Source organism: Streptomyces regalis, from assembly GCF_001509475.1.
Lineage (GTDB): Bacteria > Actinomycetota > Actinomycetes > Streptomycetales > Streptomycetaceae > Streptomyces > Streptomyces regalis.
This window is the reverse complement of record NZ_LLZG01000418.1, coordinates 1-26,319: the sequence shown is the minus strand read 5'-3', so window position 1 is coordinate 26,319 and position 26,319 is coordinate 1. Positions and strand designations below refer to the sequence as shown.

The window sequence follows — 26,319 nt, the reverse complement described above, 5'->3', positions numbered from 1 at the left end:
CAGTGAGTGTCACGGCAGCAAAGGGATTCACGGCGGCGGGGATCGCCGCCGGAATCAAGGAGAACGGCAACCCGGACCTGGCCCTCGTGGTCAACACCGGGCCCCGCCGATCCGCCGCGGGCGTCTTCACCTCCAACCGCGTCAAGGCCGCGCCGGTGCTGTGGTCCGAGCAGGCCCTGAAGGGCGGTCAGGTCTCCGCGGTCGTCCTCAACTCCGGTGGCGCCAACGCCTGTACGGGACCCAAGGGCTTCCAGGACACCCACGCCACCGCCGAGAAGGTCGCCGAGGTGCTCGGCCGGGGCGCCATCGAGGTCGCCGTCTGCTCGACCGGCCTCATCGGTGTGCTGCTGCCCATGGACAAGCTGCTCCCGGGCGTCGAGACCGCCGCCGCCCAGCTCTCCGAGCACGGCGGCGAGAAGGCCGCCATCGCCATCAAGACCACCGACACCGTCCACAAGACGTCCGTCGTGACCAAGGACGGCTGGACCGTCGGCGGCATGGCGAAGGGCGCCGGCATGCTCGCCCCCGGCCTCGCCACCATGCTGGTCGTCCTCACCACTGACGCCGCCCTCGACAGCGACGTACTGGACAAGGCCCTGCGCGCCGCCACCAAGGTCACCTTCGACCGCGTCGACTCCGACGGCTGCATGTCCACCAACGACACCGTGCTGCTCCTCGCCTCCGGCGCCGCCGAAGTCACCCCGGGGTACGAGGAGTTCGCCGAGGCCGTACGGGCCGTCTGCGACGACCTCGGCCAGCAGCTGATCCGGGACGCCGAGGGCGCCAGCAAGGACATCAAGGTCGAGGTGATCAACGCCGCGACCGAGGACGACGCCGTCGAGGTGGGCCGGTCCATCGCCCGCAACAACCTCCTCAAGTGCGCCATCCACGGCGAGGACCCCAACTGGGGCCGCGTCCTGTCCGCGATCGGCACGACCAAGGCCGCCTTCGAGCCCGACCGGCTCAACGTCGCCATCAACGGCGTCTGGGTGTGCAAGAACGGCGGCGTCGGCGAGGACCGCGAGAAGGTCGACATGCGCTACCGCGAGGTGCACATCGTCGCCGACCTCGCCGCGGGCTCCGAGACCGCCACCATCTGGACCAACGACCTCACCGCCGACTACGTCCACGAGAACAGCGCCTACTCGTCATGAGCACTACGCGGAAGCACACCGCCCTCCCCAAGGCCCAGATCCTCATCGAGGCGCTGCCCTGGCTGGTCCGCCACAACGGCAAGACCGTCGTCATCAAGTTCGGCGGCAACGCCATGATCGACGAGGACCTGAAGGCCGCGTTCGCCCAGGACGTCGTGTTCCTGCACCACGCCGGGCTCAAGCCCGTCGTCGTGCACGGCGGCGGTCCGCAGATCAGCGCCGCCCTCGACAAGCACGGCATCGTCAGCGAGTTCAAGGCGGGCCTGCGCGTCACCACCGAGGACGCCATGGACGTCGTACGGATGGTGCTGGCCGGTCAGGTCCAGCGGGAGCTGGTCAATCTGCTCAACGAACACGGCCCGCTGGCCGTGGGGCTGACCGGCGAGGACGCGCACACCATCACCGCCACCAAGCACCAGCCCGAGATCGACGGCGAGCTCGTCGACATCGGGCGGGTGGGCGAGATCACCGACATCGACACGGGCGCGATCGAGGCCCTGCTGGCCGACGGCCGTATCCCGGTCGTCTCGTCGATCGCCCGGAGCCAGGACGACGGACATGTCTACAACGTCAATGCTGATACGGCGGCTGCGGCACTCGCTGCTGCTCTGGGCGCCGAAACCCTCATGGTCCTCACGGACGTCGAGGGCCTCTACGAGGACTGGCCCCACTCCGACGAGGTGATCAGCCGCCTCACCGCTTCCCAACTGGAGGAGCTGCTGCCGGAGTTGAGCTCCGGCATGGTGCCGAAGATGGAGGGCTGCCTGCACGCCGTGCGGGGCGGCGTCACCACCGCCCGGGTCATCGACGGCCGGGTCCAGCACTCCATCCTGCTGGAGATCTTCACCGACGAAGGAATCGGCACGATGGTCGTGCCGGACGTGCAAGAGGGGGACGCCGAATGACGGGGAATCAGGAGCTCACCCAGCGGTGGCAGGGCTCGCTCATGAACAACTACGGCACCCCGAGGCTCCCTCTCGACCGCGGTGAGGGCCTGAAGGTCTGGGACACCGAGGGCAAGCAGTACTTCGACTGGGTCGGCGGCATCGCCACCAACGCGCTCGGCCACGCGCACCCGGCGATCGTCGAGGCCGTGAGCAAGCAGATCGCGTCCCTCGGCCACATCTCCAACTTCTTCATGGCCGAGCCGACCGTCGTCCTCGCCGAACGGCTCCTGCAGCTCTTCGGCCGGGACGGCAAGGTCTTCTTCTGCAACTCCGGCGCCGAGGCCAACGAGGCCGCGTTCAAGATCGGCCGGCTGACCGGGCGGACCCACATCGTCGCCACCGAGGGCGGCTTCCACGGCCGCACGATGGGCGCCCTCGCGATGACCGGCCAGGCCGGCAAGCGGGAGCCGTTCCTGCCGCTGCCCGGCGATGTCACGCACGTGCCGTTCGGCGACGCGCAGGCGCTGGCCGCCGCGGTCACCGAGGAGACCGCCCTTGTGATCATCGAGCCGATCCAGGGCGAACTCGGGGTCGTGGTGCCGCCGGCCGGCTATCTGAAGGCGGCGCGGGCGATCACCGCCGCCAGCGGTGCGCTGCTCGTCCTCGACGAGGTGCAGACCGGCATCGGCCGTACCGGGCACTGGTTCGAATACCAGGCCCACGAGGGCGTGCTGCCCGACGTCGTCACGCTCGCCAAGCAGCTCGGCGGCGGGCTGCCGCTGGGTGCGACGGTCGCCTTCGGGCGGGCCGCGGAGCTGCTGCAGCCCGGTCACCACGGGACGACCTTCGGCGGGAACCCGGTCGCGTGTGCCGCGGGACTGGCCGTGCTGGACACCATCGCCAACGACGGGTTGCTGGAGAACGTCAAGCGGCAGAGCGAGAAGGTGCGCGACGGGGTCGAGGCGCTGGGCCACCCGTTGATCGACTATGTCCGGGGCGCGGGACTGCTCCTGGGTATCGTGCTCACCGAGCCGCTCGCCGCCAAGGTGCAGCAGGCGGCTCAGGACGCCGGTTTCCTGGTGAACGCGCCCGCCCCCGATGTCGTACGGCTCATGCCGCCGCTGAACCTCGGTGACGACGAAGTGGAGGCGCTTCTTCAGGCCCTTCCCGGCATCCTTGACGTGGCCAACGGGGACGGATGATCCGGGAAATGAGACGACGATGAGTCAGGCGCAGGACCACGAGCACAACGGGGCCGCCGGGCCTGCCGTGCCACAGACCCGCACCGCGCGCCACCGCCGGATCGTGGACATCCTCAACCGGCAACCCGTGCGGTCGCAGAGCCAGTTGGCGAAGCTGCTCGCCGACGACGGGTTGAGCGTCACGCAGGCGACGCTCTCCCGGGATCTGGACGAGCTCAACGCGGTGAAGATCCGTAACAACGAGGGCGATCTGATCTACGCGGTGCCGAGTGAGGGGGGTTTTCGGACCCCCCGTGCGCCGCTGGGCGAGTCGGCCAAGGAGGAGCGGATGCGGCGGCTTTCCCAGGAGCTGCTGATCTCCGCGGAGGCTTCTGCGAACCTCGTGGTCCTGCGGACCCCTCCGGGGGCTGCGCAGTTCTTGGCCTCGGCCATTGATCAGGCCGAGCTGCAGGACATCTTGGGGACCATTGCCGGTGACGACACGTTGCTGTTGATCAGCCGGAACCCTACGGGGGGTCAGGCTCTGGCTGATCATTTGCTGCGGTTGGCTCAGAACGGGCACTGAGTGTCAGCCGAGTCGAGATGCGAGGCCGCCTGTGCAGCGGACTTCATCCCCGGCCGTGATCAAGAGGGCCTCCACGTCCGGCAATGACTCCAACCACCGCAGACCTTGCCTCGACCCCATCGCGAAAGCCGCCGTCGCCCAGCAGTCCGCCCAGGTCAATTGCGGGGCCACCACAGTCACCGCCACCAGGTCCGTCACCGCGGAGCGGCCGGTGCGCGGGTCGACTATGTGCGCGCCCCGCTCCGCCGTGCCGGATGTGGCCACCGCCAGTTCGTCCAGGCCGGCGGCGGAGATGACTGCCGCGAGGCCGCCCGGGCGGAGGGGGTCGGAGACTCCCACGCGCCAGGGGCGCTGTGCGCCCGGTACGCCGAGGAGTTGGACGTCGCCGCCGCCGTTGACGCTGACGCCGGTCACGCCGGGGATCTTCGCGAGGCGGCGGGCCGCGCGTTCGACGGACCAGCCCTTGACGATGCCCGTCGGGTCGAGGCGGCCCTCGTACGAGGTGCTGAACCAGCCCTCGCTGAGCCGCTCCGCCTCGGCGCCCAGTTCGAGCACCTCGGCGACCTCCGGATCGCACCGTTCGACGGTCAGCTCACCGCTCACCAGCCGGGAGACCTGGCTGTCGTCGCGGTAGGTGCTGAACACCTCGTCGACCCGGTGCAGTCCGGTGACCGCCTCTTCCAGTGCCGACTTCACGGCACCGGGGTCCCCGCCGCGGACGTCGAAGGAGAAGACCGTCCCCATGACCTCCTCCGCATGACGTACCGCGGCGGGAGCTTCTGCCGGTTCCGCCACCGTGTCAGCCACCGGCCTGGTCCAGGGCCGACTGGAGGGACTCCTTGTAGCCGGCGCTGGTGTACGTGGCTCCGGAGACCGCGTCGATGTCGGCGCTGCCCGCCGCCACGGCGGCTTGGTTGAGCTTCGGTACGGCGTTCGCGGTGACCTGGTCGCTCCGGCCGCCCTTGGGCGTCTGGACCGCCTCGGCCTTGGTGATCTTTCCGCCGCTGACCGTGATCCGGACCTGGACCGGCCCGTACTGGGTCTGGGCGACGCTGCCGGTGACGGTACTGGCCTGGGCGGCGCCCGACCCTTGCGAACCGGAGTCCTGTGAGCCCGAGCCCTGCGACGAACCGGCGCTCGCCTTCGCCTTGTCGATGGCCGACTGGAGGGACTCCTTGTAGCCCGCGCTGGTGTACGTCGCTCCCGACACCGCGTCGATGTCCGCGCTCTGCGCGGCGACCGCCGCCTGGTTGAGCTTGGGCACGGCGTTCGCGGTGACCTGGTCGCTCTGGCCGCCCTTGGGTGCCTGGACGGCCTCCGCCTGGGTGATCTTCCCGCCCGCCACGGTCAGCCGCACCTGCACGGCCCCGTACTGGGTCTGCGCCGCGTCACCGGTGATCGTGCCGGTGCCGGCCGCCTGGGCGCCGCCCTGCGGCGACTGTGCCGCCACGGGTGGTGCCGTGCCGCCCGCCGCCGCGGAGGCCGGGTCGGTCGCCGGCTTCAGCGAGAGCAGCAGCACGATCCCGGACACGGTGGCCGCGCCGGCCAGCACGACACGCCGGATGGGGTGACTCTTCCTCATGGCTCCTACAGCTCCTGAAGTCCGAAGTCTGGTGTGTGACGGTCCCGTCGCTCACATCTCGAACGACTCGTGATGGATGCGGCGGGCGGGCACACCCGCGCCGCGCAGGGCCTCGTAGACGGACTGCGCGAAGCCGGCCGGCCCGCACATGAACACGTCGTGCTTGTCGATGTCGGGCAGCTTCTGGCGCAGCCGCTCCGCCGAGATGTCCGGCCGCTCGCCGTCCGGGCTGTTGACCGCGTACATCAGCCGGGCGCCGCGCTCGTCGGCGATGGCCGCGAGCTCGTCCCACAGCGCCAGGTCCTGGGTGCTGTTGGCCCGGTAGAGCAGGGTGATGTCGCCGGACGCGCCGGGCAGCGTCTCGAACAGGGCCCGCATCGGTGTGATGCCCACCCCGCCCGCGACCAGCAGCACCTTGCCCCGGCTGCGGCGCTGGGCGGTCAGCGCGCCGTACGGCCCCTCGGCCCACACCTTGGTGCCCGGCTTCAGATCGCGCAGCCGCGAGGTGTGGTCGCCGATCGCCTTGACCGTGATCCGCAGCATGTCCGGGCGGGGCGCCGCCGACAACGAGTAGGGGTGGGAGCTGAACCGCATGCCCGGTGCCTTGAACCGCCACCGGAAGAACTGTCCGGCCTCCGCGCCCATGCGGTGCAGCTTGCGTCCGCCGATCAGCACCGACACGATGCCCGGCGTCTCCTCGATGACCGCCTCGACGTACATCCGGTGCCGCAGGTTGAGGCGGATCGGGGTGAGGATCCGGTACCAGACCACCAGCGCGGTCACGATCCCGTACAGCCCGTACCAGAAGGTCTTCGCGGACGGCTCGACGGCGAACTCGTTGCCGGTGGTGATCTGGTGCCAGAACGTCAGGTACACCGCCGCGTACGTGAGCAGGTGCACGTGGTACCAGGTGTCGTACGGGATCCGGCGGCGGATGCCCCCGATCGAGATGAACGCGATGAAGAACAGCAGGCCGGTGCCGATGGCCGCCTTGCCCATGTCCGGCAGCGTGTTGACCGAGTCGATCGTCTGCTGGACGACGTCGCCGAGCGTCTTGCCTGCCTGCAGCGCGTACGCCCACATGGTGAGGAAGACGTGCGCGATGACCAGGCAGATCGTGTAACGACCGCTCATCGCGTGCCACCGTGCGACCCGGTCCGACCCCACCCGCCGCTCCAGCGCGGGCACCCGGGCCATCTGCAGCACGACGAGCGCCATGAGATAGCCGGCCAGCAGACCGGTGATCCGCCCGGCGGCGAGGATCTTGGCGGTGTTGTCCGCGAGGGACGGCGTGTTGTCCCACCACAGCCACAGCACCGCTGCCGCGCCCGCCCATAGGGCGACGACCAGCGGGACGGCCGGGGAGCGGCGCGGGCGGATGCGGCGCATCGTCTGGCGGCGAGCGGCACGGCCGCCTGCGAGCGTGGTGGTCACGGTTCCTCCGGGGACGGGAGCAAGGGGAGTGCGTGATGGGCGTGGTCCCTTGGCCCAGAGATACGTGCGGGGAGGTCCGTGTGTTCAGTGCCGCTTGCTCAGTAGCGGGTGATCGCCGTGGGCCCGTCCGCCGTCCCGATCGCGATGTGCGGTTTCCGCCGCGGATCGGCCCACCTGAGGATCCGCTTCATCGCGTCCTCGGACACCGACACACAACCGGCCGTCGCCCCACGCCCCTTCACATGGAGGAAGATCCCGGCACCTCGCCCCTTCACCGGGCGCTCGTAGTTGAAGTCGATGACGAGCGCGTACGCGTACAGCGCCCCGTACGAGACCAGGTGCTCGGACTCGACGGCCCGGCAGTCGCGCGCCAGCGGCTCGGTCCAACGGTTGTACGCGCGCGAGTCGTTGTCCTGGCACCACCAGGAGTCCCGGTGCACACGGCGGTACTTGTACGTCGTGCCGCGCGGCGCCGCTTCGATGCCGAAGGCATACGGCAGCCCGTACAGCCCCGTCGGCGTCGTGTTCGTGCCCTGCTTCCGCGAGGTCCCCTCGACGAGTCCCCTCGCGCCGAAGCGGGCCGACGCCGAACCGGCCTTCACCCACGTCCCGTCCACCCGGTCCCACCAGGTGACGGTCCCCGACGTCGAGCCGGTCCTCGGTGCCACGGCGGTGATCAGCTGGGTACCGCCCCCGGTGTCGGCCATGCGCGCGGGCAGGGGAGGCGGCGTCCCGTCTCCCGTGGCGGCACCGAGCACGAGGACGGACGCGGACGCGAGGGCGACGACACCGTGGCGCATGGCTCAGACGCTAGACGGAGGCAGCGGCAACGGCAGCCCGGGTAGTCCATCCAGGCTGGTCGCGATGTGGTCCTTCTTGGCGAAGTACGCGCTGAGCGAGTCGTCGTCCTCGCGCGCGAACCGCCTGGCGTGCAGGTCGCGGTCTTCGTCGTACGTCATGAGGGGCACCGCGTACCCGCAGGAGTCCCGAATGACTTCGGCTCGCACCACGATGATCGCGCGCAGGCCGTGCAGGTCGGGTCGATGTCGGGAACGTGCCCGAGCAGTTCCTTGAACCGTGGGTCGTCCCGGAAGACGGCCTCACCGCGGCCGTGCACACGGACGATGTTGGGGCGGGCCCTGGAAGGCGCACCACATGAGGGTGATCCGGCCGTTCTCCCGCAGATGCGCGATGGTCTCGGCGTTGGACCCGGCGAAGTCGAGGTAGGCCAGGGTGAGTTCGTCGAGGATCGCGAAGGAGCCCTTGAGGCCCTTGGGGGAGAGGTTGACGGTGCCGTCGGCTGACAGGGGAGCGGTCGAGGTGAAGAAGAGGGGCTGCTCCTCGATGAAGGTGCGGAGTCTGCCGTCCATGCGTCCGTAAGTTTTCCCACGTTCATCGAGTATGGACGTGGATCGTTCGCCTGTCTAAGGAATTCGCCTGTTCACTCGCAGGCGCCATGGCCGCCCCGGCCGGCGTGCCAACGGGGCGGCCATGGCTGCCTGTCACGTCACTTGACGAGCTGGCAGGCCGCCAGGGAGTTCAGGCCCTGGGGCTTCGCGGCGGTGCGGCCGATCGAGATGGCGATGCGGTCGATGGCGGCGGTGCGCTTGTCCTTGAGCGGGCCGAGGATGGCGTTCTGGACGAAGTTGGGTCCGGTTGACGAGGCGCTGGTTGGCCTCCTGGATCTGCGTGTTGAGCAGTGCGAGGTTGCGGTCGACCTCGGCCTTGGCGGAGGCCGGGACCGCGGGCAGCTTCGACTTCACGTCAGGGCAGCTGATCGTGCCGACACCGCCTGCGTTGCCGCTGTTTCCGGTGTTGCCCGTGTTCCCGCCGGCCTGCTGCCCGGGGGTCGCCTTCGCGGGGGGCGTGGCCTTGGCGCCGCCGCCCGCATTGGTCCCGGTCGCGTTCAAGGTGCACGGCGCCAGCGCGTCCAGCCCCTGCGGCTTGGCCGCCGTGCGTCCGATCGCCGTCGCGATGCGGTTGACCGTCGCCACGCGCTTGTCCTTGAGCGGGCCGAGGATGGCGTTCTGGACGAAGTTGGGTCCGCCCTGGCCGTTGACGAGGCGCTGGTTGGCCTCCTGGATCTGCGTGTTGAGCAGTGCGAGGTTGCGGTCGACCTCGGCCTTGGCGGAGGCCGGGACCGCGGGCAGCTTGGACCTGACGTCCGGGCAAGTGATCGTGCCGGGGCTCGCCAGTGTGCGGGCGCTGGTCCCGCTGTTCTTGGACGTCTCCCCCGCGAGGGCGAAGCCGGCGATCACCGTGCCGGACAGTGCCACCGCGGCAGCGCCGCCGATGAACGCGACGCGACGCTTGTTGTACTTCGGAAGAGCCCTGGACATGCGGATGCCTCACTCGGGTCAGGTGGTCGTGGTTGACAAACGCGGCGCCTGCGTTCGGCGAGAGATACGGGTAAGCGGTTTCTCGCGTTCAAAGGCGGCTCGGATTTCCCGCTGCCACGGGCCGGGATTGACGAATCATGCAGAGCTCTGCATAATCATGCATACACAGTGTGGTGAGCGCGCACTAGCCTGACGACCGCCTCCCCGTTCACGCCACGGGGAGGCGGTGCCACACCCAGACCCTCCCGAGGAGCACAGCGAGTGAGCAGCAACAGCGGTGACGTCCGGCTCTGGGGCGGCCGTTTCGCCGACGGTCCCGCCGAGGCCCTGGCCAAGCTGTCCGCGTCCGTCCACTTCGACTGGCGGCTGGCCCCCTACGACATCGCCGGTTCGCGTGCCCACGCGCGCGTGCTGCACAAGGCGGGGCTGCTCACGGAGGACGAGCTGACCCGGATGATCGCCGGGCTCGACCAGCTGGAGGCGGACGTCGCCGACGGCTCCTTCGTGGGCACGATCGCCGACGAGGACGTCCACACCGCCCTGGAGCGGGGCCTGCTGGAGCGCCTCGGCCCGGACCTGGGCGGCAAGCTGCGCGCGGGCCGGTCCCGCAACGACCAGGTGGCCACCCTGTTCCGGATGTACCTCCGCGACCACGCCCGCATCATCGGCGGTCTGATCGCCGACCTCCAGGACGCGCTGATCGGCCTCGCCGAGGCCCACCCGGACGTGGCGATGCCCGGCCGCACCCACCTGCAGCACGCCCAGCCGGTGCTCTTCGCCCACCATGTCCTGGCCCACGTCCAGTCGCTGTCCCGGGACGCGGAGCGGCTGCGTCAGTGGGACGAGCGCACGGCCGTCTCGCCGTACGGCTCCGGCGCCCTGGCGGGTTCCTCCCTCGGCCTGGACCCGGAGGCGGTGGCGAAGGACCTCGGCTTCGAGCACGGGTCCGTCGCCAACTCGATCGACGGCACGGCGTCGCGTGACTTCGTCGCCGAGTTCGCCTTCATCACCGCGATGATCGGGGTGAACCTCTCCCGGATCGCCGAGGAGGTCATCATCTGGAACACGAAGGAGTTCTCCTTCGTGACCCTGCACGACGCGTTCTCCACCGGCTCGTCGATCATGCCGCAGAAGAAGAACCCGGACATCGCGGAGCTGGCGCGCGGCAAGAGCGGCCGCCTGATCGGCAACCTCACGGGCCTGATGGCCACGCTGAAGGCCCTGCCCCTCGCCTACAACCGCGACCTCCAGGAGGACAAGGAGCCGGTCTTCGACTCCTGCGACCAGCTGGAGGTCCTGCTCCCCGCCTTCACCGGCATGATGGCCACCCTCACCGTCAACCGCGAGCGCATGGAGGAACTGGCCCCGGCCGGCTTCTCCCTCGCCACCGACATCGCCGAGTGGCTGGTCAAGCAGGGCGTCCCCTTCCGGGTCGCGCACGAGGTCGCCGGCGAGTGCGTCAAGGTCGCCGAGTCCGAGGGCAAGGAACTGGACGGCCTGACGGACGAGCAGTTCGCGAAGATCAGCACCCATCTGACGCCGGAGGTGCGGACGGTGCTGAACGTGCCGGGTGCCCTTGCTTCGCGTAGCGGCCGGGGCGGTACGGCGCCGAGCGCGGTGGCGGTGCAGCTGGCGGAGGTGAAGCAGGACGTGGCAGCCCAACACCGGTGGGCGAATCGCCCCTAAGGGGCGCGGGGCTGTATCGATTTGCGGCTCCGCCGCGTGGGCGCGACAAGCCACGACGAACCCGCACTCGCCGAACTACCGCACAACCCGAATCCTGAGGCGAAGGTCATCACGGGTTACGTTGGTCGGAAGCCGAACCGGATCCGACCGAACGGAGCGCGCGATGCCCTTCGCCCGACTGGCAACAGCGACGACCCCGACCTGCCACATCGGACTCGGCCTCGCCGCCGTCGGCCGCCCCGGCTACATCAACCTCGGCCGGGACAAAGACCTCGGAGAGAACCGCAGCGTCGAAACGCTGCGCACCCGAACCCACGAACTCCTCGACGCCGCCTACGCCCAAGGCGTCCGCTACTTCGACGCAGCCCGCTCCTACGGCCGCTCCGAGGAGTTCCTCGCGGACTGGCTCAACAAAAACCCCCGCATCGACGACGTGGTCATCGGCAGCAAGTGGGGCTACACCTACACCGCCGACTGGTCCACCGACGCCGAGAAACACGAGGTCAAGGACCACACCCTCCCGACGTACGAGCGCCAGCGCGCCGAGACCGACGCCCTCCTCGGTGACCGGCTCGACCTCTACCAGATCCACTCGGTGACCCCGGACAGTCCCGCCCTCGCCGACAAGGACCTCCACGCAAGGCTGGCCGAAGCCGCCGCCCAGGGCCTCACCATCGGCTTCTCCACCAGCGGCCCCGCCCAGGCCGACGCGATCCGCGCCGCCCTCGCCGTGACGGTCGACGGCGAGCCCCTCTTCCGTACCGTCCAGTCGACGTACAACGCCCTGGAGACCTCGGCCGGCCCTGCCCTCGCCGAGGCGCACGACGCCGGGCTCACGGTGATCGTCAAGGAGGGCATGGCCAACGGGCGGCTCGCGGACCCGTATGCGCCGGACGCGCTGAAGGCCGTAGCCGAAGAGACGTCTCTGGGCTGCGACGCCGTCGCCCTCGCGGTGATCCTGCGCGAGCCCTGGGCCGGCGTGGTCCTCTCCGGCGCCGCGACGACCGTCCAGCTCGCGTCCAACCTGCACGCGGCGGTCGTGGACCTCGACGACGGGCAGGTGGAGCGGCTCGCCGCGCTGGTGGAGGAGCCGGGCGCGTACTGGGGGCGGCGCGGGCAGCTGCCCTGGCACTGACACGTCCTCCGAGCCAAGGGCTGTGAGCTTCGCATGCCTTGAATGAGACATCAATGTCTCACATGGGTTATGGTTGTCTCATGGCCGTCGATCGTGACCACGTACTGCGCAGTGCCGCCGCCCTGCTGACCCGCAAATCCACCGCGACCATGGACGAGGTCGCCAAGGCCGCCGGGATCAGCCGGGCCACACTGCACCGGCACTTCGCCGGGCGCGACGCCCTCGTGCGGGCGCTGGAGGCGCTCGGTATCGCGGAGTGCGAGGCAGCGGTGGACGCGGCACGGCTGGACGAGGGGCCGGCGAGTGACGCCGTACGTCGCCTCGTCCGCGAGATCGAGTCCGCCGCCGGACTCCTCGCCTTCCTCTACACCGAGAACCAACTGTTCGAGGGGGAGGCGCAGAACGAGGGCTGGTCCAGGATCGACGGCCGTATCGCCGCGCTGTTCCGGCGCGGACAGGACAGCGGCGAGTTCCGGATCGATCTCACGCCCGCGTGGCTCACCGAGGCCCTGTTCGGGCTGCTCGCCTCCGGCGCCTGGGTCGTGCAGAGCGGCAAGGTCGCCCCCAAGGACTTCCACCACATGATCGTCGAGCTGTTGCTCGGCGGCGCGCTCAGAAGAGAGGAATCATGACCAGCACCCTGCAGCCGGCGACCACGACCGAGGCGGTGAAGCGTTCGGGCCGCTGGCTCGCGCTGTCCGTCCTCGTGCTCGCCGTGCTGCTGGTGGCCGTCGATGCGACCGTCCTCGGTCTCGCGACCCCCTACATCAGCGAGGACCTGAAGCCCTCCGGCACCCAGCTCCTCTGGATCGGCGACGTCTACTCCTTCGTCATCGCGGGTCTGCTCGTGTCGATGGGCAGCCTCGGCGACCGCATCGGCCGCAAGCGGATCCTGCTCGTCGGCGCCACGGCGTTCGGCGCGATATCGGTCCTCAACGCCTACGCGACGACCCCTGAACTGATGATCCTGGCCCGGGCGTTGCTCGGTGTCGCGGGCGCCACCCTGATGCCCGCCACGCTCGCCCTGATCCGCAACCTCTTCCACGACCCGCGCGAACGCAGCCTCGCCGTCGGCATCTGGGGCGCGACGGCGTCCGCCGGTACGGCAGTCGGACCGATCGTCGGCGGCTTCCTGCTCGAACACTTCTGGTGGGGTTCGGTCTTCTTGATCAACCTGCCGGTGATGGTGGTCCTCGTCCTCGTCGGCATGAAGCTGCTGCCCGAATCGCGAAACCCGAGTCCCGGCCCCTGGGATGTGATCAGCGTCGCCCTGTCCCTCGTCGGCATGGTGGGCATCGTGTACGCCGTCAAGGAGGCCGCCACGCACGGCTTCACGTGGGCCACGCTCGCCGTGGGCCTGCTGGGCGCGGCCGCGCTGTACGGCTTCGTCCGCCGCCAGTTCACCCTGCCGACCCCGCTGCTGGACATGCGGCTGTTCCGCCACCGCGGCTTCAGCGGCGCGGTCCTCGCCGACCTGCTGACCATCCTCGGCCTGTCCGGCCTGGTGTTCTTCCTCTCCCAGTTCCTGCAACTCGTGCAGGGCAGGGGCCCGTTCGAGGCGGGCCTCGCGGAGCTGCCCGCCGCGATCGGCGCGGTGGTGGCCGGCCTGATCGCGGGTCGCGCGGCCCGCCGCTTCTCGGTACGGGTCGTCGTCTCCGGCGGCCTCGCGGCGATCGGCCTCGCCCTGGCCGTGCTCACGGTGATCGACCGCTCGACGGGCTATCCGCTGCTCGGGGCCGCCCTGCTGGTGGTCGGCGTCGGCGCGGGCTTCTCCTTCACGGTGACGTCCGACGTGATCCTCTCCAGCGTGCCGAAGGAGCAGGCGGGGGCGGCGTCCGCGGTGTCCGAGACGGCGTACGAGTTGGGCGCCGCACTGGGCATCGCCGTACTGGGCTCGATCGTGACCGGTGTGTACCGGGACTTCACGGGCCCGGCGGGCACTCCGGCCGAGGCCCACGAGTCACTGGGGGGCGCGGTGGAGGCGGCGGCAGGCCTGCCCACCCATACATCCGAGGCTCTGCTCGATGCTGCCCGCCATTCCTTTGTGGATGGCCTGGCGCTGGCGTCGGGCGTAGGCGCGGCGGTCCTGCTCACTGCGGCTGCGGCAGCGTGGTTCCTCCTCCGCGGCCAACGGCTGGGCAGTGCCGCTTAAGGGGCGCGGGGCTGTGTTCGACATGCGGCTCCGCCGCGTGGGCGCGAGCAACCACAGACCACCCGCAGCCGCCGTACCTGAGAACCGAAACGGCGCTACGCAGCCTCTTTGGCCTTGCTGGCGTACATGTCCACGTACTCCTGCCCCGACAACCGCATGACCTCAGCCATCACAGAGTCGGTCACCGCCCGCAGCACATAACGGTCCCGGTCCATCCCCTCGTACCGAGAGAACTCCATCGCCTCACCGAACCGCACCGTCACCTTCCGAGGCCGCGGCATCCCCGCCCCACCCGGCTGAATCTTGTCGGTGCCGATCATGGCGAACGGAACGACGGGCGCACCGGTCATCAGCGTCAACCGCGCGATACCGGTGCGCCCCCGGTACAGCCGCCCGTCGGGAGACCGCGTGCCCTCGGGGTAGATGCCGAAGACCTTGCCCTCCTCCAGAATGCGGCGCCCGGTCATCAGGGCCGCGACCCCGCCCCGGCCGCCGTCCCGGTCGACCGGGATCATGCCGACGCCGGTGAAGAACCACGCCATGAGACGGCCCTTGAGGCCCTTGCCCGTGACGTACTCGTCCTTGCCGATGAAGAAGACCTGACGGTCGCAGACCAGCGGAAGGATCATCGAGTCGATGAAGGTGAGGTGGTTGCCGGCCAGGATGACCGGGCCGTCGCCCGGGATGTGCTCAGCGCCCTCCACCTGCGGGCGGAACATCAGGCGCATGATCGGTCCGAGCACTGCCTTGATGAGCGCGAAGCGGGACAACGGGCCCTCCGGTGTCAAGGGATTCGGTATAAGTCTGTGCAGGTGAGGACGATACTCGCGGTTCCCGGGGTCCCGCACATCGGGTGGGCCGACTTCACCGAGGCCTTACGCACTGTTGACGCAGGTTTACCTGCGGTGGCGTGCCGTGGGCGGTGCGTAACGAGCCCGCCATGATGTGACGGACATCGCCCCGAGGGCCTACCCGACGACTTCCCCCGCACCGCCAGGCCCATTCCGACGGGCCGTCACCTCACCTTTCCCGTACGACATTCAGCGTCACCCGCGAGTTCCGCCGGAGGTCTCCCGTCCGTCATGTGCACGCACCTACGATCGGCGCGCACTGAATGGGAAGACGGTCAGGGAGGGCCCTCATGGGAACCCAGGAGAACGAGCAGGCGGGCGTAACCGGACGGCGGATGCTTCTCGGCGCGGCCGTGCTCGGCGCGGGCGGAGCGGTCCTCGGGCTGTCCGGTACGGCGAGAGCGGCCGAGACCCGGTACGGCGGTGGCGGTGGCGGCGGCCTGAAGAGCCTGCCCAAGCCGACGATCATCGGCCACCGCGGCGCCAGCGGCTACCGGCCCGAGCACACCCTCGGCTCCTACCAGCTGGCCCTCGACATGGGCGCCGACATCGTCGAGGCGGGCGACCTCGTCCCGACCAAGGACGGCCACCTCGTCTGCCGGCACGAGCCGGAGATCGGGGGCACGACCGATGTCGCCGACCATCCCGAGTTCGCCGACCGCAAGAAGACCAAGCTCCTCGACGGTGTCTCCACCACCGGCTGGTTCACCGAGGACTTCACGCTCGCCGAGCTGAAGACCCTGCGCGCGATCGAACGCATTCCGGCCAACCGCTCGCACAACACCCTCTACAACGGCCGCTGGGAGGTCCCCACCTTCGAGGAGGTCCTGAAGTGGCAGGACGAGCAGACCCGTAAGCGCGGCAAGCAGGTCTGGATCTACCCCGAGCTCAAGCACCCCACCTACTTCCGCAAGCAGGGTCTCGCCCTGGAGGAGCGGATCGCCAAGGTGCTGCACAAGCACGGCAAGGACCGGCGGAACTCGCCGGTCATCGTCCAGTCCTTCGAGCCGACCAGCATCCAGCGCCTGAACAAGCTGGTCGACAACCCGCTGGTGGTCCTGCTCTCCGGCCCGACCACCCGCCCCTGGGACTTCGTCGAGACGGGCGACCCGCGCACGGTCGCCGACCTGGTCAAGCCCGCCGGCCTCAGGGAGATCGCCTCCTACGCCCAGGGCATCGGCACCACCCTGGACCTGATCATCCCGAAGGACGCGAACGGCAACCTCACCACGCCCACCACGCTGGTGAGCGACGCGCACAAGGTCGGCCTGCTCCTGCACCCCTGGACCATGCGCAACGAGAACCCCTTCCTCCCCGCGAACTTCCGCAAGGGCACCGACGCGGACGCCTACGGCGACGTCTTCGGCGCCTACAAGGCGTACTTCGCCACCGGCATCGACGGTGTCTTCACCGACAACCCCGACACGGGCGTGCTGGCCCGCGAGGACTTCGTCAACAGCTGAGACCCCCGCCCCGGTTGGGGTGACTGTCGGCCGCCCGGGCAACCCCGCGCCCGGGCGGCCGCGTCGTGCCGCATATGACGGACGACCTGGTTGCCGCCCTGCGCCCGCTGCTCCTCGCGGAGGCCTCCGCCGAGGCACACGCCTCCGGAACGGAGCCGGGCGACCTGGAACAGGCGGTCTGGCTCCGCCTCCTGGAACTCCTCGACTCGGACGGCCCACCCGTGGACCCGCAGAGCTGGCTGCGCAGGGCTGTGCGCTCCGAGGCGCGCCGAAGCCGCCGTACGACGCGACGGGAACAGCCGTACGAGACCGAGCCCGCCGCCGACACCGATCGCCACGACCCCGAACACATGGCCCTCGCGGCCGCCCGCGGCCGAGCCCTGCGCGAAGCGGTACGCCGACTCCCCGGCCGCTGCCCCCGCCTGATGGAGGCGCTCCTCTCCCCGAACGACCTGACATACCGGGAAATCGCGGGGGAGTTGGGTATCTCACAGGGCAGTCTCGGCCCGGAACGTTCCAGATGCCTGGGATGTCTGCGTCGTTTGCTCACACCGGAGGTTGCGGCCCGCGGAGTGCGGGGATAGGAGTGAGGGACGACAGGCGATCAGGTGAGCGGGAGGCGTGCGCACATGGGCATGAGCGTGACCATCTCTGCGGCGACCGAGCAGGACGCGGAGCAGATCTTCAGGCTGCAGTACCTGTGCTTCCAGAGCGAGGCTGCGCTGTACGGCAACTACCGCATCGACCCGCTGGTCCAGACTCTGGACTCGGTTCGCGCGGAGGTCGCCGCCGACTGTGTCTTCGTGGCGCGGCTGGGCGAGGAGGTCGTCGGCTCGGTCCGCGGCAGCGTCACCGAGGACGGCGCCGCCGCCATCGGCAAGCTCTGTGTCCACCCCCGCCTGCAGGGCCACGGCATCGGCGCCCGCCTGCTCCGCGCAGCGGAAGCGGGCCTGACCGAGCAGCGCGGCGCCACGAGGTTCCGCCTGCAGACGGGCCACCGCAGCGAGGGCAACCTCCGCCTGTACCGCAAGGTGGGTTACGAGGCGGTGGGCACCTCGAAGGGCGCAGACGGGGTCCCGATGATCGTCCTGGAGAAGCCGGCGGGAGCGTACGCCGCTACTGCGTGACGGCGCGTGCCTTGCGGAGCCAGTACATGGCCGACAGGGGCAGCAGCACGGGGATGAAGAGATACCCCATGCCGTAGTCGGACCAGACGGTCGCGTCGGGGAACGCCGAGGGCTCCACCAGGGTCCAGGTGCCGACGATCAGCACGCCCGCGAGCTCGGCGGCGCAGCACACCAGCGCCGCCTTGCGGGCCGTTTCGCCGCCTCGTACCAGGGTGTACGTGATGAACCCGTAGACGAGACCCGCGACGGCCGACAGCGCATAGGCGAGCGGCGCCCGGTCGAACTCGGTCGCGATCTGGTACGCCGATCGCGACACGGCCCCGACGACCATCACGCCGTAGAGCCAGACGAGCAGGATCCCGGGCCCGCTGATCAGCCGCGTCCTGGTGGGCTTGTCCTGCGTCACGGCCACCTCAGCCTCCCCAGATGTCATAGAGCCGCACCTCCAGCACGGCCAGTACCACACCGCCGGCGGCGACCGTCACCGAACCCCACTTGGACCGCTCGGCCAGCGACATGAAGCCCGCCGCCGGGATGCACGCGAACGAGCCCAGCAGATACGCCACGAAGATCGTCGTGCCCTGCTCCGGCTTCTCGCCCCGCGCCAGCAGCACGATCCCGACCACCAACTGCACCAGGGTCAGCACCGTCACCACGGCCATCCCGATGAAGTGCCAGTCCTTGGTCGGCTGATCACGGTAGGCCGCCCAACCGCACCAGGCGGCCAGCAGCAGCGCGGCGACCCCGGTCACCAGCGTCAGGGCATCAAGCATGGAGCGACCTTAATACGGCCCAAAAGGCCTGATGCGCCCGGCCCCCGGCGGTCAGACGGACGGTTCGTCGGCGACGAGTCCGGCGCCGCGATCGCCTCGAGGCCGTGTCCGGCAATCTCCGGCGGCCCCGTAGGGTCTAGACCATGACGATCCATGCGCGCGCTCTCCTGTTCGACAACGACGGCACCCTCGTCTCCTCCCTCGAATCCGTGGACCGCTGCTGGACCCGGTGGGCCGGCGAGTACGGGCTCACGGCCGAGGAGTTCGGGCGGGTCGAACTGCATGGGCGTCCGGCCGTCGAGATAGCCGCCGACCTGCTGCCCGCCGACGTCGTGCCGGAGGCCCTCGCACGGATCGAGACCCTGGAGGTGGAGGACGTACCGAACGGGGGCGCCCACCTGCTGCCCGGCACCAAGGCGTTCCTCGACGCGCTGCCCGCCGACCGCTGGGCCGTCGTCACCTCCGCCACCCGGCGACTCGCCGAGGCCCGGCTCGACGCGGTGGGGATCCGGCCCAAGACGATGGTCACCGCCGACGACATCACGCGCGGCAAGCCCGACCCCGAGCCCTACCTCCTCGCCGCCCGCGAACTCGGCGTCGACCCGGCCCACTGTGTCGTCTTCGAGGACGCCCCCGCCGGTCTGGCGGCCGGTCGCGCCGCCGGGATGATCACCGTGGCGTTGACCACAACCCACCAGGCCCACGAGCTCGACGCCGACCTGGTGGTGAAGGACCTGTCCGCCCTGTCCGCCCTGGTCACGGACGCCGGAGTCGAGATCTCCGTACGCGGATGAGAGCTGTCCGCCGCTGTCCAGTATGCGGACAGCGGCGGCCGGTAAGGACCGTACGTCTGGTTTACTGATCGCATGACCACGACGAGCTGCCGCACCTTTGCGACCGAGGCGACCATGACGCCCGGTGCTCGTTGTATGTGTCGAATGTGCGCCTGCTAGAGGGCCCCTGCACCACCCTGAGCCTCGCGCCCCGAAGCGAGAGCCCGCTCATGTCCGCGCGTACGCCAGGCGTACGGGACTGAGTTCCGCCCCGCGCACACGATTCTCCTCCCCGGTTCCACCGCGCCTGCGAGAACCGTGCTGCGTTCTGGCTGCTTTCGACCATGAACGCCATGTGCCCGGCGCCCACGACGCGCCGCGCACTCGACAGTGACGGAAACCCCAGTGATCACCACAACGGGCCTGACGAAAATTTACCGGGCTCACCGCTCACACGGCCGCGAGGTCACCGCCCTCGACGGCGTCGATCTGCATGTCCGCGAAGGCGAGGTGTACGGCGTCATCGGCCAGTCCGGCGCCGGCAAGTCCTCGCTCATCCGCTGCATCAACCTGCTGGAGCGCCCCACCGCCGGGACGGTGACCGTCGCCGGGCAGGACCTCACCGCCCTCGCGGGACGCGGTCCCCGGGCCGGCAAGGAACTCCGGCAGGCGCGCAGCCGTATCGGCATGGTCTTCCAGCACTTCAACCTGCTCTCCTCCCGGACGGTCCAGGACAACGTCGAGCTGCCGCTCGAGATCCTCGGCAAGTCGGGCAAGGAGCGCTCCCGCAAGGCACTCGAACTCCTCGACCTGGTGGGCCTCGCGGACAAGGCCAAGGCCTACCCCGCCCAGCTCTCCGGCGGCCAGAAGCAGCGTGTCGGCATCGCCCGCGCCCTCGCCGGCGACCCCAAGGTGCTCCTGTCCGACGAGGCCACCAGCGCTCTCGACCCGGAGACCACCCGCTCCATCCTCCAGCTACTGCGTGACCTGAACCGGCAGCTGGGCCTGACCGTCCTGCTCATCACCCACGAGATGGACGTCGTGAAGTCGATCTGCGACTCGGCGGCACTCATGGAGAAGGGGCGCATCGTCGAGTCCGGCACTGTCAGCGAGCTCCTCGCGACCCCCGGCTCCGAACTCGCCTCCGCGCTCTTCCCGGTGGGCGGCGAGGCCTCCGCCGAGGACCGCACCGTCGTCGACGTGACCTTCCAGGGCGAGGCGGCCACCCAGCCGGTCATCTCGCAGCTCTCGCGCACCTACAACATCGACATCTCGATCCTCGGCGCCGCCATCGACACCGTCGGCGGCCTCCAGGTCGGCCGCATGCGCATCGAACTGCCCGGCCGCTACGAGGACAACGTCGTGCCCATCGGCTTCCTGCGCGAACAGGGCCTGCAGATCGACGTACTGGGCCAGGAGCCCGTTCTGCTGAAGGAAGGTGCCCAGCTGTGACCTGGTCCGAGATGCAGCCCCTGCTGGAGCAGGCGTGTTGGGACACCCTCTACATGGTCGGGTGGTCCACCCTCATAGCCGTCGCCGGCGGTCTCCCGCTCGGCATCCTCCTCGTCCTCACCGACAGGGGCGGCCTGCTCCAGAACGTCCTGGCCAACAAGGTCATCGGGCAGATCGTGAACGTCGCCCGCTCGATGCCGTTCATCATCCTGATGGTCGCGCTGATGAGCTTCACGCGCTGGGTCACCGGCACGACCATCGGCCGCGAGGCCGCCATCGTGCCGCTCGCGATCGGCGCGATCCCTTTCTTCGCCCGCCTGGTTGAGACGGCTGTCCGCGAAGTGGACGGCGGCCTCGTGGAGGCCGTGCAGTCGATGGGCGGCAACACCTGGACGGTCGTACGCAAGGTCCTGGTACCCGAGTCCCTGCCCTCGCTGATCGCCGGCACCACGACCACGATCGTCGCCCTCATCGGCTACTCGGCCATGGCCGGCACGGTCGGCGCGGGCGGCCTCGGCGACATCGCCATCCGCTACGGCTACCAGCGCTTCGAGACCGAGCTGATGTGGCTCACCGTCGCGATCCTCGCCGTCGTCATCTCCCTCATCCAGTTCGCCGGCGACTACGCGGCCCGTTCCCTGCACCGCCGCAGCGGCCACTCGGGCCCGGGGCCGAAGCTGCGGCTGCTGAAGGCGTCCACGGCGACGAGCAAGACCGTCTGAATCACCTCGGACGGACCCCAGAACTCCCCGAACACCCAAGTCGGGGTCGCACCACCCATAAGGAAAGGCACTTTTCGTGCGTAACACCGCCAAGATCACCACTGCCGTCCTCGCCGCCGGAGCCCTCACCCTCGGGCTCTCCGCCTGCGGCTCGGACAAGGACTCCGGTTCCGACGCGAGCGCCCCGCTGAAGGTGGCCGCCACGCCCACCCCGCAGGGCGAGATCCTCACCTACATCAAGGACAAGCTCGCGAAGAAGGCCGGCCTCGAGCTCGAGGTCAAGGAGTTCACCGACTACGTGACGCCGAACACGGCCGTCCAGCAGGGTGAGGTCGACGCCAACTATTTCCAGCACCAGCCGTACCTGGACGACTTCAACAAGAAGAACGGCACCGACATCGTGGCCGTGCCGAACGCCACGGTGCACCTGGAGCCGCTCGGCGTGTACTCCCAGGGCGTCAAGAAGCTCGCGGACCTGGGGAAGGGCGCCACGGTCGCCGTCCCGAACGACACCACCAACGAGGCCCGCGCCCTGAAGCTCCTCGAGGCCAACGGCCTGATCAAGCTGAAGGCCGGCGTCGGCTACGAAGCGACCCCCAAGGACATCGCCTCCAACCCCAAGAACCTTCAGTTCAAGGAGCTCGAGGCGGCCCAGCTGCCGCGCTCGCTCGGCGACGTCGACGCCGCTGTCATCAACGGCAACTACGCCCTGGAGGCCGACCTCAGCCCGGCCAAGGACGCCATCGCCGCCGAGTCGCCCAAGGACAACCCGTACGGCAACTTCCTCGCCGTCAAGAAGGGCGACGAGGACGACCCGCGCGTGCAGAAGCTGGCCAAGCTGCTCACCTCGCCCGAGGTGAAGAAGTTCATCGAGGACAAGTACGACGGCGCCGTCGTCGCCGCGTTCTGACGGGTCACCTTCATCTGACGGGGCGTATACCGCGTATCGCCACGCACGGGGTCCACTCGCTCACTTGGAGTGGACCCCGTGATGCAGTTCAGTGCTTTCATGCTGCATGCTGGGCAGTTCAGCAGGCCCTGAAGGTTTTCCGAAGGTTACGGAGCGGCGCATGGTTAGCACCTTCCCCAACATCTCCATCAGCACGGAGCGGTTGGTGCTGCGTCCCCTCGACGAGGACGACGTGCCCGCACTGGCCGAGATGATGAACGACGAGCAGGTCGGCGCCTGGACGCACGTCCCGCAGCCCTTCACCGAGGACGGGGCCCGCACCTGGATCACCGAGTACGCCCCCGCGGAGCGGGAGGCCGGCCGCGGACTCGACCTGGCCGTCACCGAGTTCCTCACCCAGCGCCTGGTCGGTGTCGTCCAGCTGGCCAAGACGAACTGGCATGTCCGCGCTACCGAGCTGTCGTACATCGTCGCCCCCTGGGCCCGTGGCGAGGGCTACGCCTCCGAGGCCGCACTCGCCACCGCCCAATGGCTGTTCAGCGACCAGAAGTTCGAGCGCATCGAGCTGCGCACGGCCGCCGACAACACCGCCTCCCAGCAGGTCGCCCAGAAGATCGGCTGTATCAGCGAGGGCGTCCTGCGCAACGCGTGCATAGCCCACGTCCGCGCGGAGGACGGCACCTGGACCGACGTACGCACCGACTTCATCGTGTGGAGCCTCCTCCCGGAAGACCTCGACGGGGCCGGGGAGCAGCTGGCCGACAGCGGCGGCTTCACCTCGTTCGGCGAGTGGAACTGACGGGGGACGAACCCTCGGGCACCGCAGGTGCCGACATACCGACCAGGTACCCTCACGGAGCCTGCCCCTAGGGCTGCCCTATGACGACCTGCGCGAACCCAGGAGACTGACGACAATGGCCGACCGCGTCACGGTGATCGGCTGGGACGGCTCGCCGCTGACCGCCGCGGCACGCTCCGCTCTGGCTGCCGCCACGCTCGTGGCCGGTGCCGCCCACCACCTGGCGCTCCCCGAGGTGCCGCCCGCCGCCGAGCGCATCCGCCTCGGCAGCGTCGCCCTCGCCGCCCGCCGCATCGCCGGCCACCGCGGCACCGCGGTGGTGCTCGCGGACGGCGACCCCGGCTTCTTCGGAGTCGTACGGACCCTGCGCGCGCCCGAGTTCGGCCTCGAGGTCGAGGTCGTCCCCGCCGTCTCCTCGGTCGCCACCGCCTTCGCCCGGGCCGGGATGCCCTGGGACGACGCACAAGTGGTCGTCGCACACCCCCGCACCCTGCGACGCGCGGTGAATGTGTGCCGCGCCCACACCAAGGTCGCCGTCCTCACCTCACCGGGCGCCGGACCCGCCGAACTCGGCCTGCTCCTGGAGGGCGTCCACCGCACCTTCGTCATCTGCGAGGAACTGGGCACCGAACGCGAGCAGGTCACCGTCGTCACCTCCGACAACGCCGCCGACCACACCTGGCGGGACCCGAACGTCGTCATCGTCATCGGCGGACACCCGGGAACAGGCGCCGCGGCGGAGGGCGGCGGTTGGATCGCCGGCCGTGAGCCGTCCACCGCGCCGCGCGGCTGGACCCTGCCCGCCGAGTCCTACGGCGGCCTCATGGGCGAAGGCGAACTGGAACCGCTGCGCGCGGCCCAACTCGCCCGTCTCGGCCCGCGTATGGGCGACCTCGTGTGGGACATCGGCTGCGGCAGCGGCGCCTTCGCCGTCGAGGCCGCACGGGCCGGCGCCGCCGTCATCGCCGTCGACCGCGACCCGCAGGCCTGCGCCCGCACCGAGGCCAACGCACGCGGCTTCGGGGTCCAGCTGCAGATCGTCCACGGCACGGCCCCGCACGTCCTGGAGAACCTCGCCGAACCGGACGTCGTACGCGTCGGCGGCGGGGGAGCGGCCGTCGTCTCCGCCGTCGCCGACCGGCGCCCGCAGCGCATCGTCACGCACGCCGCCACCCGCGACGCCGCCGAACTCGTCGGACGCGACCTCACCGAGCACGGCTACGACGTGGAGTGCGCCCTCCTGCAGTCCGTGGAACTCGACACGCGGGCCTGGACCGAGCGGGAGCGCAGTGTCGCGTTCCTGCTCAGCGGGGTACTTCCCGACCGCACGGCGTGACCGCGTACCCGTCCCCGTGATCCTGTTGTCATACCGCGCGCGGTAGGCTGGCCGATCGTTGTACCGCACTCGGCCGCCCGACACTTCGTCGGTCAATGTCCGGAAAAACGCGCCCCGTTTGGGGTGCGTGTGGTACGGCGGAACCGGAGGACGCGCAACGTGGCGCAGTCCACAGCGGCCTGTCGCGGATCAGCCTGTCGCGACGGCCGAACGGCCACGACAATGCCACTCAATGGCTTTGTCGCCTTTTTTGGGCGGGTCGTTCGTGCCGCTGGGCACACACGCTCGTTCTTCACTGCGGGGGCGGTCGGTGCGCCGTCCCCGGTGAGCTGGTCGTAGAAGCACTAACCGATGGGCGAGGGGTACGCATGACCGACACCGGCCAGGTCCCGGGCGAGGGACTGCCGGAGAGCGCAGGCATGGTGGAGCAGCCGGGCGTCCCCGCGGCGCACGGTGCGTACACCTACCTCTCCGAGACCACCGCCGAGGACGAAGACCTGCTGCTGCCCGGCTCCCAGGGCGCCTGGGGCAACGAGGTCGCCCCGCCCGCGCCGGAGCCGCTCCTCGAGGCCGTGCACGAGCCGGACGCACACCAGATCTCCGGCCGCGACAGCGGCTCGGTCGACCTCAGCGGCGTCCGCCTCCCGGGCCCGACGGCCCCTTCGATGCCGATCCCGCCCATCACCCCCCGACGCCCCCTGCACCTCGGCCCGCCCATCCCCGACGCCTCCGCCAGCCCGGTCCGCTCCCTCGCCGACCGCGGCGCCGTAGGCGCACCCACACGCCAGCCCGGCCCGGTCCCGACCGGTCCCGAGTACCTCGACGCCCCCCAGCACCACGAGGCACCGGCCCCGCAGCCGGCGGCCCCCTGGGGAGCCCCGGCCCAGGCCACCGTCCAGGCCCAGGCTCCGGCCCCCGCGCCGGTCGGCGCAGAGGCGCCGGCTGGCGAAACGGTTGTCCCGACCGGACAGCCGGGCGGCGAGCCAGTGGGTGCGGCGCAGGCGGTGGTGGCTCCGGTGACCACGGAAGCCGGTGCCCCGACGGGCGCTCCGCACGAGGTGACGAACGCTGCTCAGGGCGCCGAGGTCGGTGTGCCGGTCCCGCAGGAGGCCGTGTACGGCGGTCAGGAGCCGTCGGGTGGCGACGCCCCGCCGGTGGCCGGGCCAGTGCCTGGCCAGGACGCCGGTCGCATGCCGGTGGCCGCGCAGGACCCGGGTGCGGGAGAGGCCGCTGGTGTCGTGGCTGCTCCGGCCGCCGACGAGGCCGCAGGCGCTGCGCCTGCCGCCGAGGCCGAGCAGATTGCGGCCGCTGTGCCTGCGGCGGCGGCGCCCGCTGCGGAGGCCGGCGAGGCTGCGACGGGTGCGGTCGACTCCGGTGCCGTCGAGGGCGCGGTGGCTGCGGGCGAGGTCGGCGCTGCTGCCGGGGAAGCCGCGGTGAGCGAGGCCGGATCGGGTGCCGCGCAGGCTCCGGCGGACTCGGTCGCCGGTGAGGCTGTCGAGCCCGCCGAGGCTGCCGAGGGCGGAACCGCGCAGGTGACCGAGGTCCCGGCCGCTGAGGCCGGCCCGGTTGCGGTTGATTCCGCGCCGGAAGCTGCTCAGGTTGCCGAGGCGGTCGACGCTGACGCCGGGCAGGCTCCTGTGGCGGCTGACGCTGAGATCGCCCAGGGGTCCGAGGGCACAGCCCTTGAGACGGCACCGGTTCCCGAAGTGCTCGCCCCCGAGGCAGCGCAGGTCGCCGACGCCTCCGCACCCGAAGCCGCCCAGGTTCCCGAAGCTGCCGCGCCCGAGCCCCCGGCGCAGGCCTCCGAGCCCGCCGTAGCCGAGGTTGTCGAGTCCGCACAGGCCCCCGAGGTGCAGGCCCCCGAGTCCGCCGCCCCGGCGACCCCGGAGGCAGCCCAGGTCGCCAAGGCCTCCGCCCCGGAAGCCGCCCAGGTGCCCTAAGCTGCCGCGCCCGAGCCCCCGGCGCAGGCCTGCGCGC

General features: G+C 70.3%; 25 protein-coding genes and 2 pseudogenes. 18 read left to right on the top strand and 9 right to left on the bottom strand.

Features of this window, described 5'->3' with window-relative positions:
* Positions 1-2 precede the first annotated feature (2 nt).
* From argJ to ADL12_RS47905, 4 genes are read left to right on the top strand one after another with little or no spacing between them, the layout of a single operon-like run.
* Entirely contained in the window at positions 3-1,154 is a 1,152-nt protein-coding gene (gene argJ / locus ADL12_RS47920; RefSeq protein ID WP_062715475.1) for a bifunctional glutamate N-acetyltransferase/amino-acid acetyltransferase ArgJ, read from the top strand.
* On the top strand, positions 1,151-2,059 hold the full coding sequence (argB, locus tag ADL12_RS47915; RefSeq protein ID WP_062715473.1) for an acetylglutamate kinase: 909 nt from the start codon (positions 1,151-1,153) through the stop codon (positions 2,057-2,059). The genes argJ and argB overlap by 4 nt, the downstream gene beginning before the upstream one ends.
* The gene (locus ADL12_RS47910; protein ID WP_062715472.1) at positions 2,056-3,243 is read left to right on the top strand and encodes an acetylornithine transaminase; all 1,188 of its coding nucleotides are present in this window, start codon (positions 2,056-2,058) and stop codon (positions 3,241-3,243) included. Before argB ends, ADL12_RS47910 begins: the two co-directional genes overlap by 4 nt.
* Positions 3,244-3,262: 19 nt before the next feature.
* The gene (locus ADL12_RS47905) at positions 3,263-3,808 is read left to right on the top strand and encodes an arginine repressor (RefSeq protein ID WP_062715470.1); all 546 of its coding nucleotides are present in this window, start codon (positions 3,263-3,265) and stop codon (positions 3,806-3,808) included.
* Positions 3,809-3,811: 3 nt separating this feature from the next.
* Here ADL12_RS47905 and ADL12_RS47900 read toward each other — a convergent pair whose 3' ends face one another.
* The 6 genes and pseudogenes from ADL12_RS47900 to ADL12_RS47875 all read right to left on the bottom strand — a co-directional run bounded on the left by ADL12_RS47900 (position 3,812) and on the right by ADL12_RS47875 (position 9,163).
* Entirely contained in the window at positions 3,812-4,615 is an 804-nt protein-coding gene (locus ADL12_RS47900) for an FAD:protein FMN transferase (protein WP_244188308.1), read from the bottom strand.
* Positions 4,608-5,390, bottom strand: coding sequence for an FMN-binding protein (locus tag ADL12_RS47895; protein ID WP_062715465.1), 783 nt, complete (start codon positions 5,388-5,390; stop codon positions 4,608-4,610). The genes ADL12_RS47900 and ADL12_RS47895 overlap by 8 nt, the downstream gene beginning before the upstream one ends.
* Positions 5,391-5,441: 51 nt before the next feature.
* Positions 5,442-6,824 carry a ferredoxin reductase family protein gene (locus ADL12_RS47890; RefSeq protein WP_062715463.1) on the bottom strand — a complete coding sequence of 461 codons (1,383 nt, stop codon included), beginning with the start codon at positions 6,822-6,824 and terminating at the stop codon, positions 5,442-5,444.
* A gap of 98 nt (positions 6,825-6,922) precedes the next feature.
* Positions 6,923-7,624, bottom strand: a complete 702-nt coding sequence (locus tag ADL12_RS47885) for a L,D-transpeptidase family protein (protein ID WP_062715461.1) — start codon at positions 7,622-7,624, stop codon at positions 6,923-6,925.
* 3 nt (positions 7,625-7,627) lie between these two features.
* A pseudogene (locus ADL12_RS47880) lies at positions 7,628-8,194 on the bottom strand (pyridoxamine 5'-phosphate oxidase family protein).
* A 137-nt stretch (positions 8,195-8,331) separates the two neighbouring features.
* A pseudogene (locus ADL12_RS47875) lies at positions 8,332-9,163 on the bottom strand (hypothetical protein).
* 261 nt (positions 9,164-9,424) lie between these two features.
* Between ADL12_RS47875 and argH the strand changes: the two are divergent.
* The 4 genes from argH (at position 9,425) to ADL12_RS47855 (ending at position 14,136) form a co-directional block, all read left to right on the top strand.
* The gene (gene argH, locus ADL12_RS47870; RefSeq protein ID WP_062715459.1) at positions 9,425-10,849 is read left to right on the top strand and encodes an argininosuccinate lyase; all 1,425 of its coding nucleotides are present in this window, start codon (positions 9,425-9,427) and stop codon (positions 10,847-10,849) included.
* 163 nt (positions 10,850-11,012) lie between these two features.
* The gene (locus ADL12_RS47865; RefSeq protein WP_062715457.1) at positions 11,013-11,984 is read left to right on the top strand and encodes an aldo/keto reductase; all 972 of its coding nucleotides are present in this window, start codon (positions 11,013-11,015) and stop codon (positions 11,982-11,984) included.
* An 80-nt stretch (positions 11,985-12,064) separates the two neighbouring features.
* Positions 12,065-12,616: a TetR/AcrR family transcriptional regulator gene (locus ADL12_RS47860; protein WP_062715455.1), complete on the top strand. Its 552-nt coding sequence runs from the start codon at positions 12,065-12,067 to the stop codon at positions 12,614-12,616.
* Positions 12,613-14,136, top strand: coding sequence for an MFS transporter (locus ADL12_RS47855; protein WP_062715453.1), 1,524 nt, complete (start codon positions 12,613-12,615; stop codon positions 14,134-14,136). Before ADL12_RS47860 ends, ADL12_RS47855 begins: the two co-directional genes overlap by 4 nt.
* Before the next feature lie 95 nt (positions 14,137-14,231).
* On the opposite strand, the gene ADL12_RS47850 is transcribed toward ADL12_RS47855, so the two are convergent.
* Entirely contained in the window at positions 14,232-14,906 is a 675-nt protein-coding gene (locus ADL12_RS47850; RefSeq protein ID WP_019757317.1) for a lysophospholipid acyltransferase family protein, read from the bottom strand.
* 371 nt (positions 14,907-15,277) lie between these two features.
* Here ADL12_RS47850 and ADL12_RS47845 point away from each other — a divergent pair, with 371 nt between their 5' ends.
* The 3 genes from ADL12_RS47845 (at position 15,278) to ADL12_RS47835 (ending at position 17,577) form a co-directional block, all read left to right on the top strand.
* Positions 15,278-16,450, top strand: a complete 1,173-nt coding sequence (locus ADL12_RS47845; protein ID WP_062715452.1) for a glycerophosphodiester phosphodiesterase — start codon at positions 15,278-15,280, stop codon at positions 16,448-16,450.
* A gap of 74 nt (positions 16,451-16,524) precedes the next feature.
* A complete protein-coding gene (locus ADL12_RS47840) occupies positions 16,525-17,034 on the top strand; it encodes an RNA polymerase sigma factor (RefSeq protein ID WP_062715450.1) in 510 nt (169 codons plus the stop codon).
* A 45-nt stretch (positions 17,035-17,079) separates the two neighbouring features.
* A complete protein-coding gene (locus tag ADL12_RS47835) occupies positions 17,080-17,577 on the top strand; it encodes a GNAT family N-acetyltransferase (RefSeq protein WP_062715448.1) in 498 nt (165 codons plus the stop codon).
* Here ADL12_RS47835 and ADL12_RS47830 read toward each other — a convergent pair.
* Both ADL12_RS47830 and ADL12_RS47825 read right to left on the bottom strand, forming a co-directional pair.
* Positions 17,567-18,010 (bottom strand): hypothetical protein, encoded by a 444-nt coding sequence (locus ADL12_RS47830; RefSeq protein ID WP_062715446.1) that lies wholly within the window; start codon positions 18,008-18,010, stop codon positions 17,567-17,569. The two genes, ADL12_RS47835 and ADL12_RS47830, sit on opposite strands and share 11 nt — an antisense overlap.
* Positions 17,991-18,350 carry a hypothetical protein gene (locus ADL12_RS47825; RefSeq protein ID WP_062715444.1) on the bottom strand — a complete coding sequence of 120 codons (360 nt, stop codon included), beginning with the start codon at positions 18,348-18,350 and terminating at the stop codon, positions 17,991-17,993. Before ADL12_RS47825 ends, ADL12_RS47830 begins: the two co-directional genes overlap by 20 nt.
* A 143-nt stretch (positions 18,351-18,493) precedes the next feature.
* Here ADL12_RS47825 and ADL12_RS47820 point away from each other — a divergent pair, with 143 nt between their 5' ends.
* The 7 genes from ADL12_RS47820 (at position 18,494) to ADL12_RS55900 (ending at position 26,282) form a co-directional block, all read left to right on the top strand.
* A complete protein-coding gene (locus ADL12_RS47820; protein ID WP_062715442.1) occupies positions 18,494-19,144 on the top strand; it encodes an HAD-IA family hydrolase in 651 nt (216 codons plus the stop codon).
* A 384-nt stretch (positions 19,145-19,528) separates the two neighbouring features.
* On the top strand, positions 19,529-20,575 hold the full coding sequence (locus ADL12_RS47815; protein ID WP_062715441.1) for a methionine ABC transporter ATP-binding protein: 1,047 nt from the start codon (positions 19,529-19,531) through the stop codon (positions 20,573-20,575).
* A complete protein-coding gene (locus ADL12_RS47810; protein WP_062715439.1) occupies positions 20,572-21,297 on the top strand; it encodes a methionine ABC transporter permease in 726 nt (241 codons plus the stop codon). Before ADL12_RS47815 ends, ADL12_RS47810 begins: the two co-directional genes overlap by 4 nt.
* A 76-nt stretch (positions 21,298-21,373) precedes the next feature.
* Positions 21,374-22,207, top strand: coding sequence for a MetQ/NlpA family ABC transporter substrate-binding protein (locus tag ADL12_RS47805; protein ID WP_062715437.1), 834 nt, complete (start codon positions 21,374-21,376; stop codon positions 22,205-22,207).
* 160 nt (positions 22,208-22,367) lie between these two features.
* Positions 22,368-23,006, top strand: a complete 639-nt coding sequence (locus ADL12_RS47800) for a GNAT family N-acetyltransferase (RefSeq protein ID WP_062715436.1) — start codon at positions 22,368-22,370, stop codon at positions 23,004-23,006.
* Between the two features lie 115 nt (positions 23,007-23,121).
* Positions 23,122-24,342: a precorrin-6y C5,15-methyltransferase (decarboxylating) subunit CbiE gene (gene cbiE, locus ADL12_RS47795; protein WP_062715435.1), complete on the top strand. Its 1,221-nt coding sequence runs from the start codon at positions 23,122-23,124 to the stop codon at positions 24,340-24,342.
* Between the two features lie 368 nt (positions 24,343-24,710).
* Positions 24,711-26,282 carry a hypothetical protein gene (locus tag ADL12_RS55900; RefSeq protein ID WP_062715434.1) on the top strand — a complete coding sequence of 524 codons (1,572 nt, stop codon included), beginning with the start codon at positions 24,711-24,713 and terminating at the stop codon, positions 26,280-26,282.
* Positions 26,283-26,319: the final 37 nt, after the last annotated feature.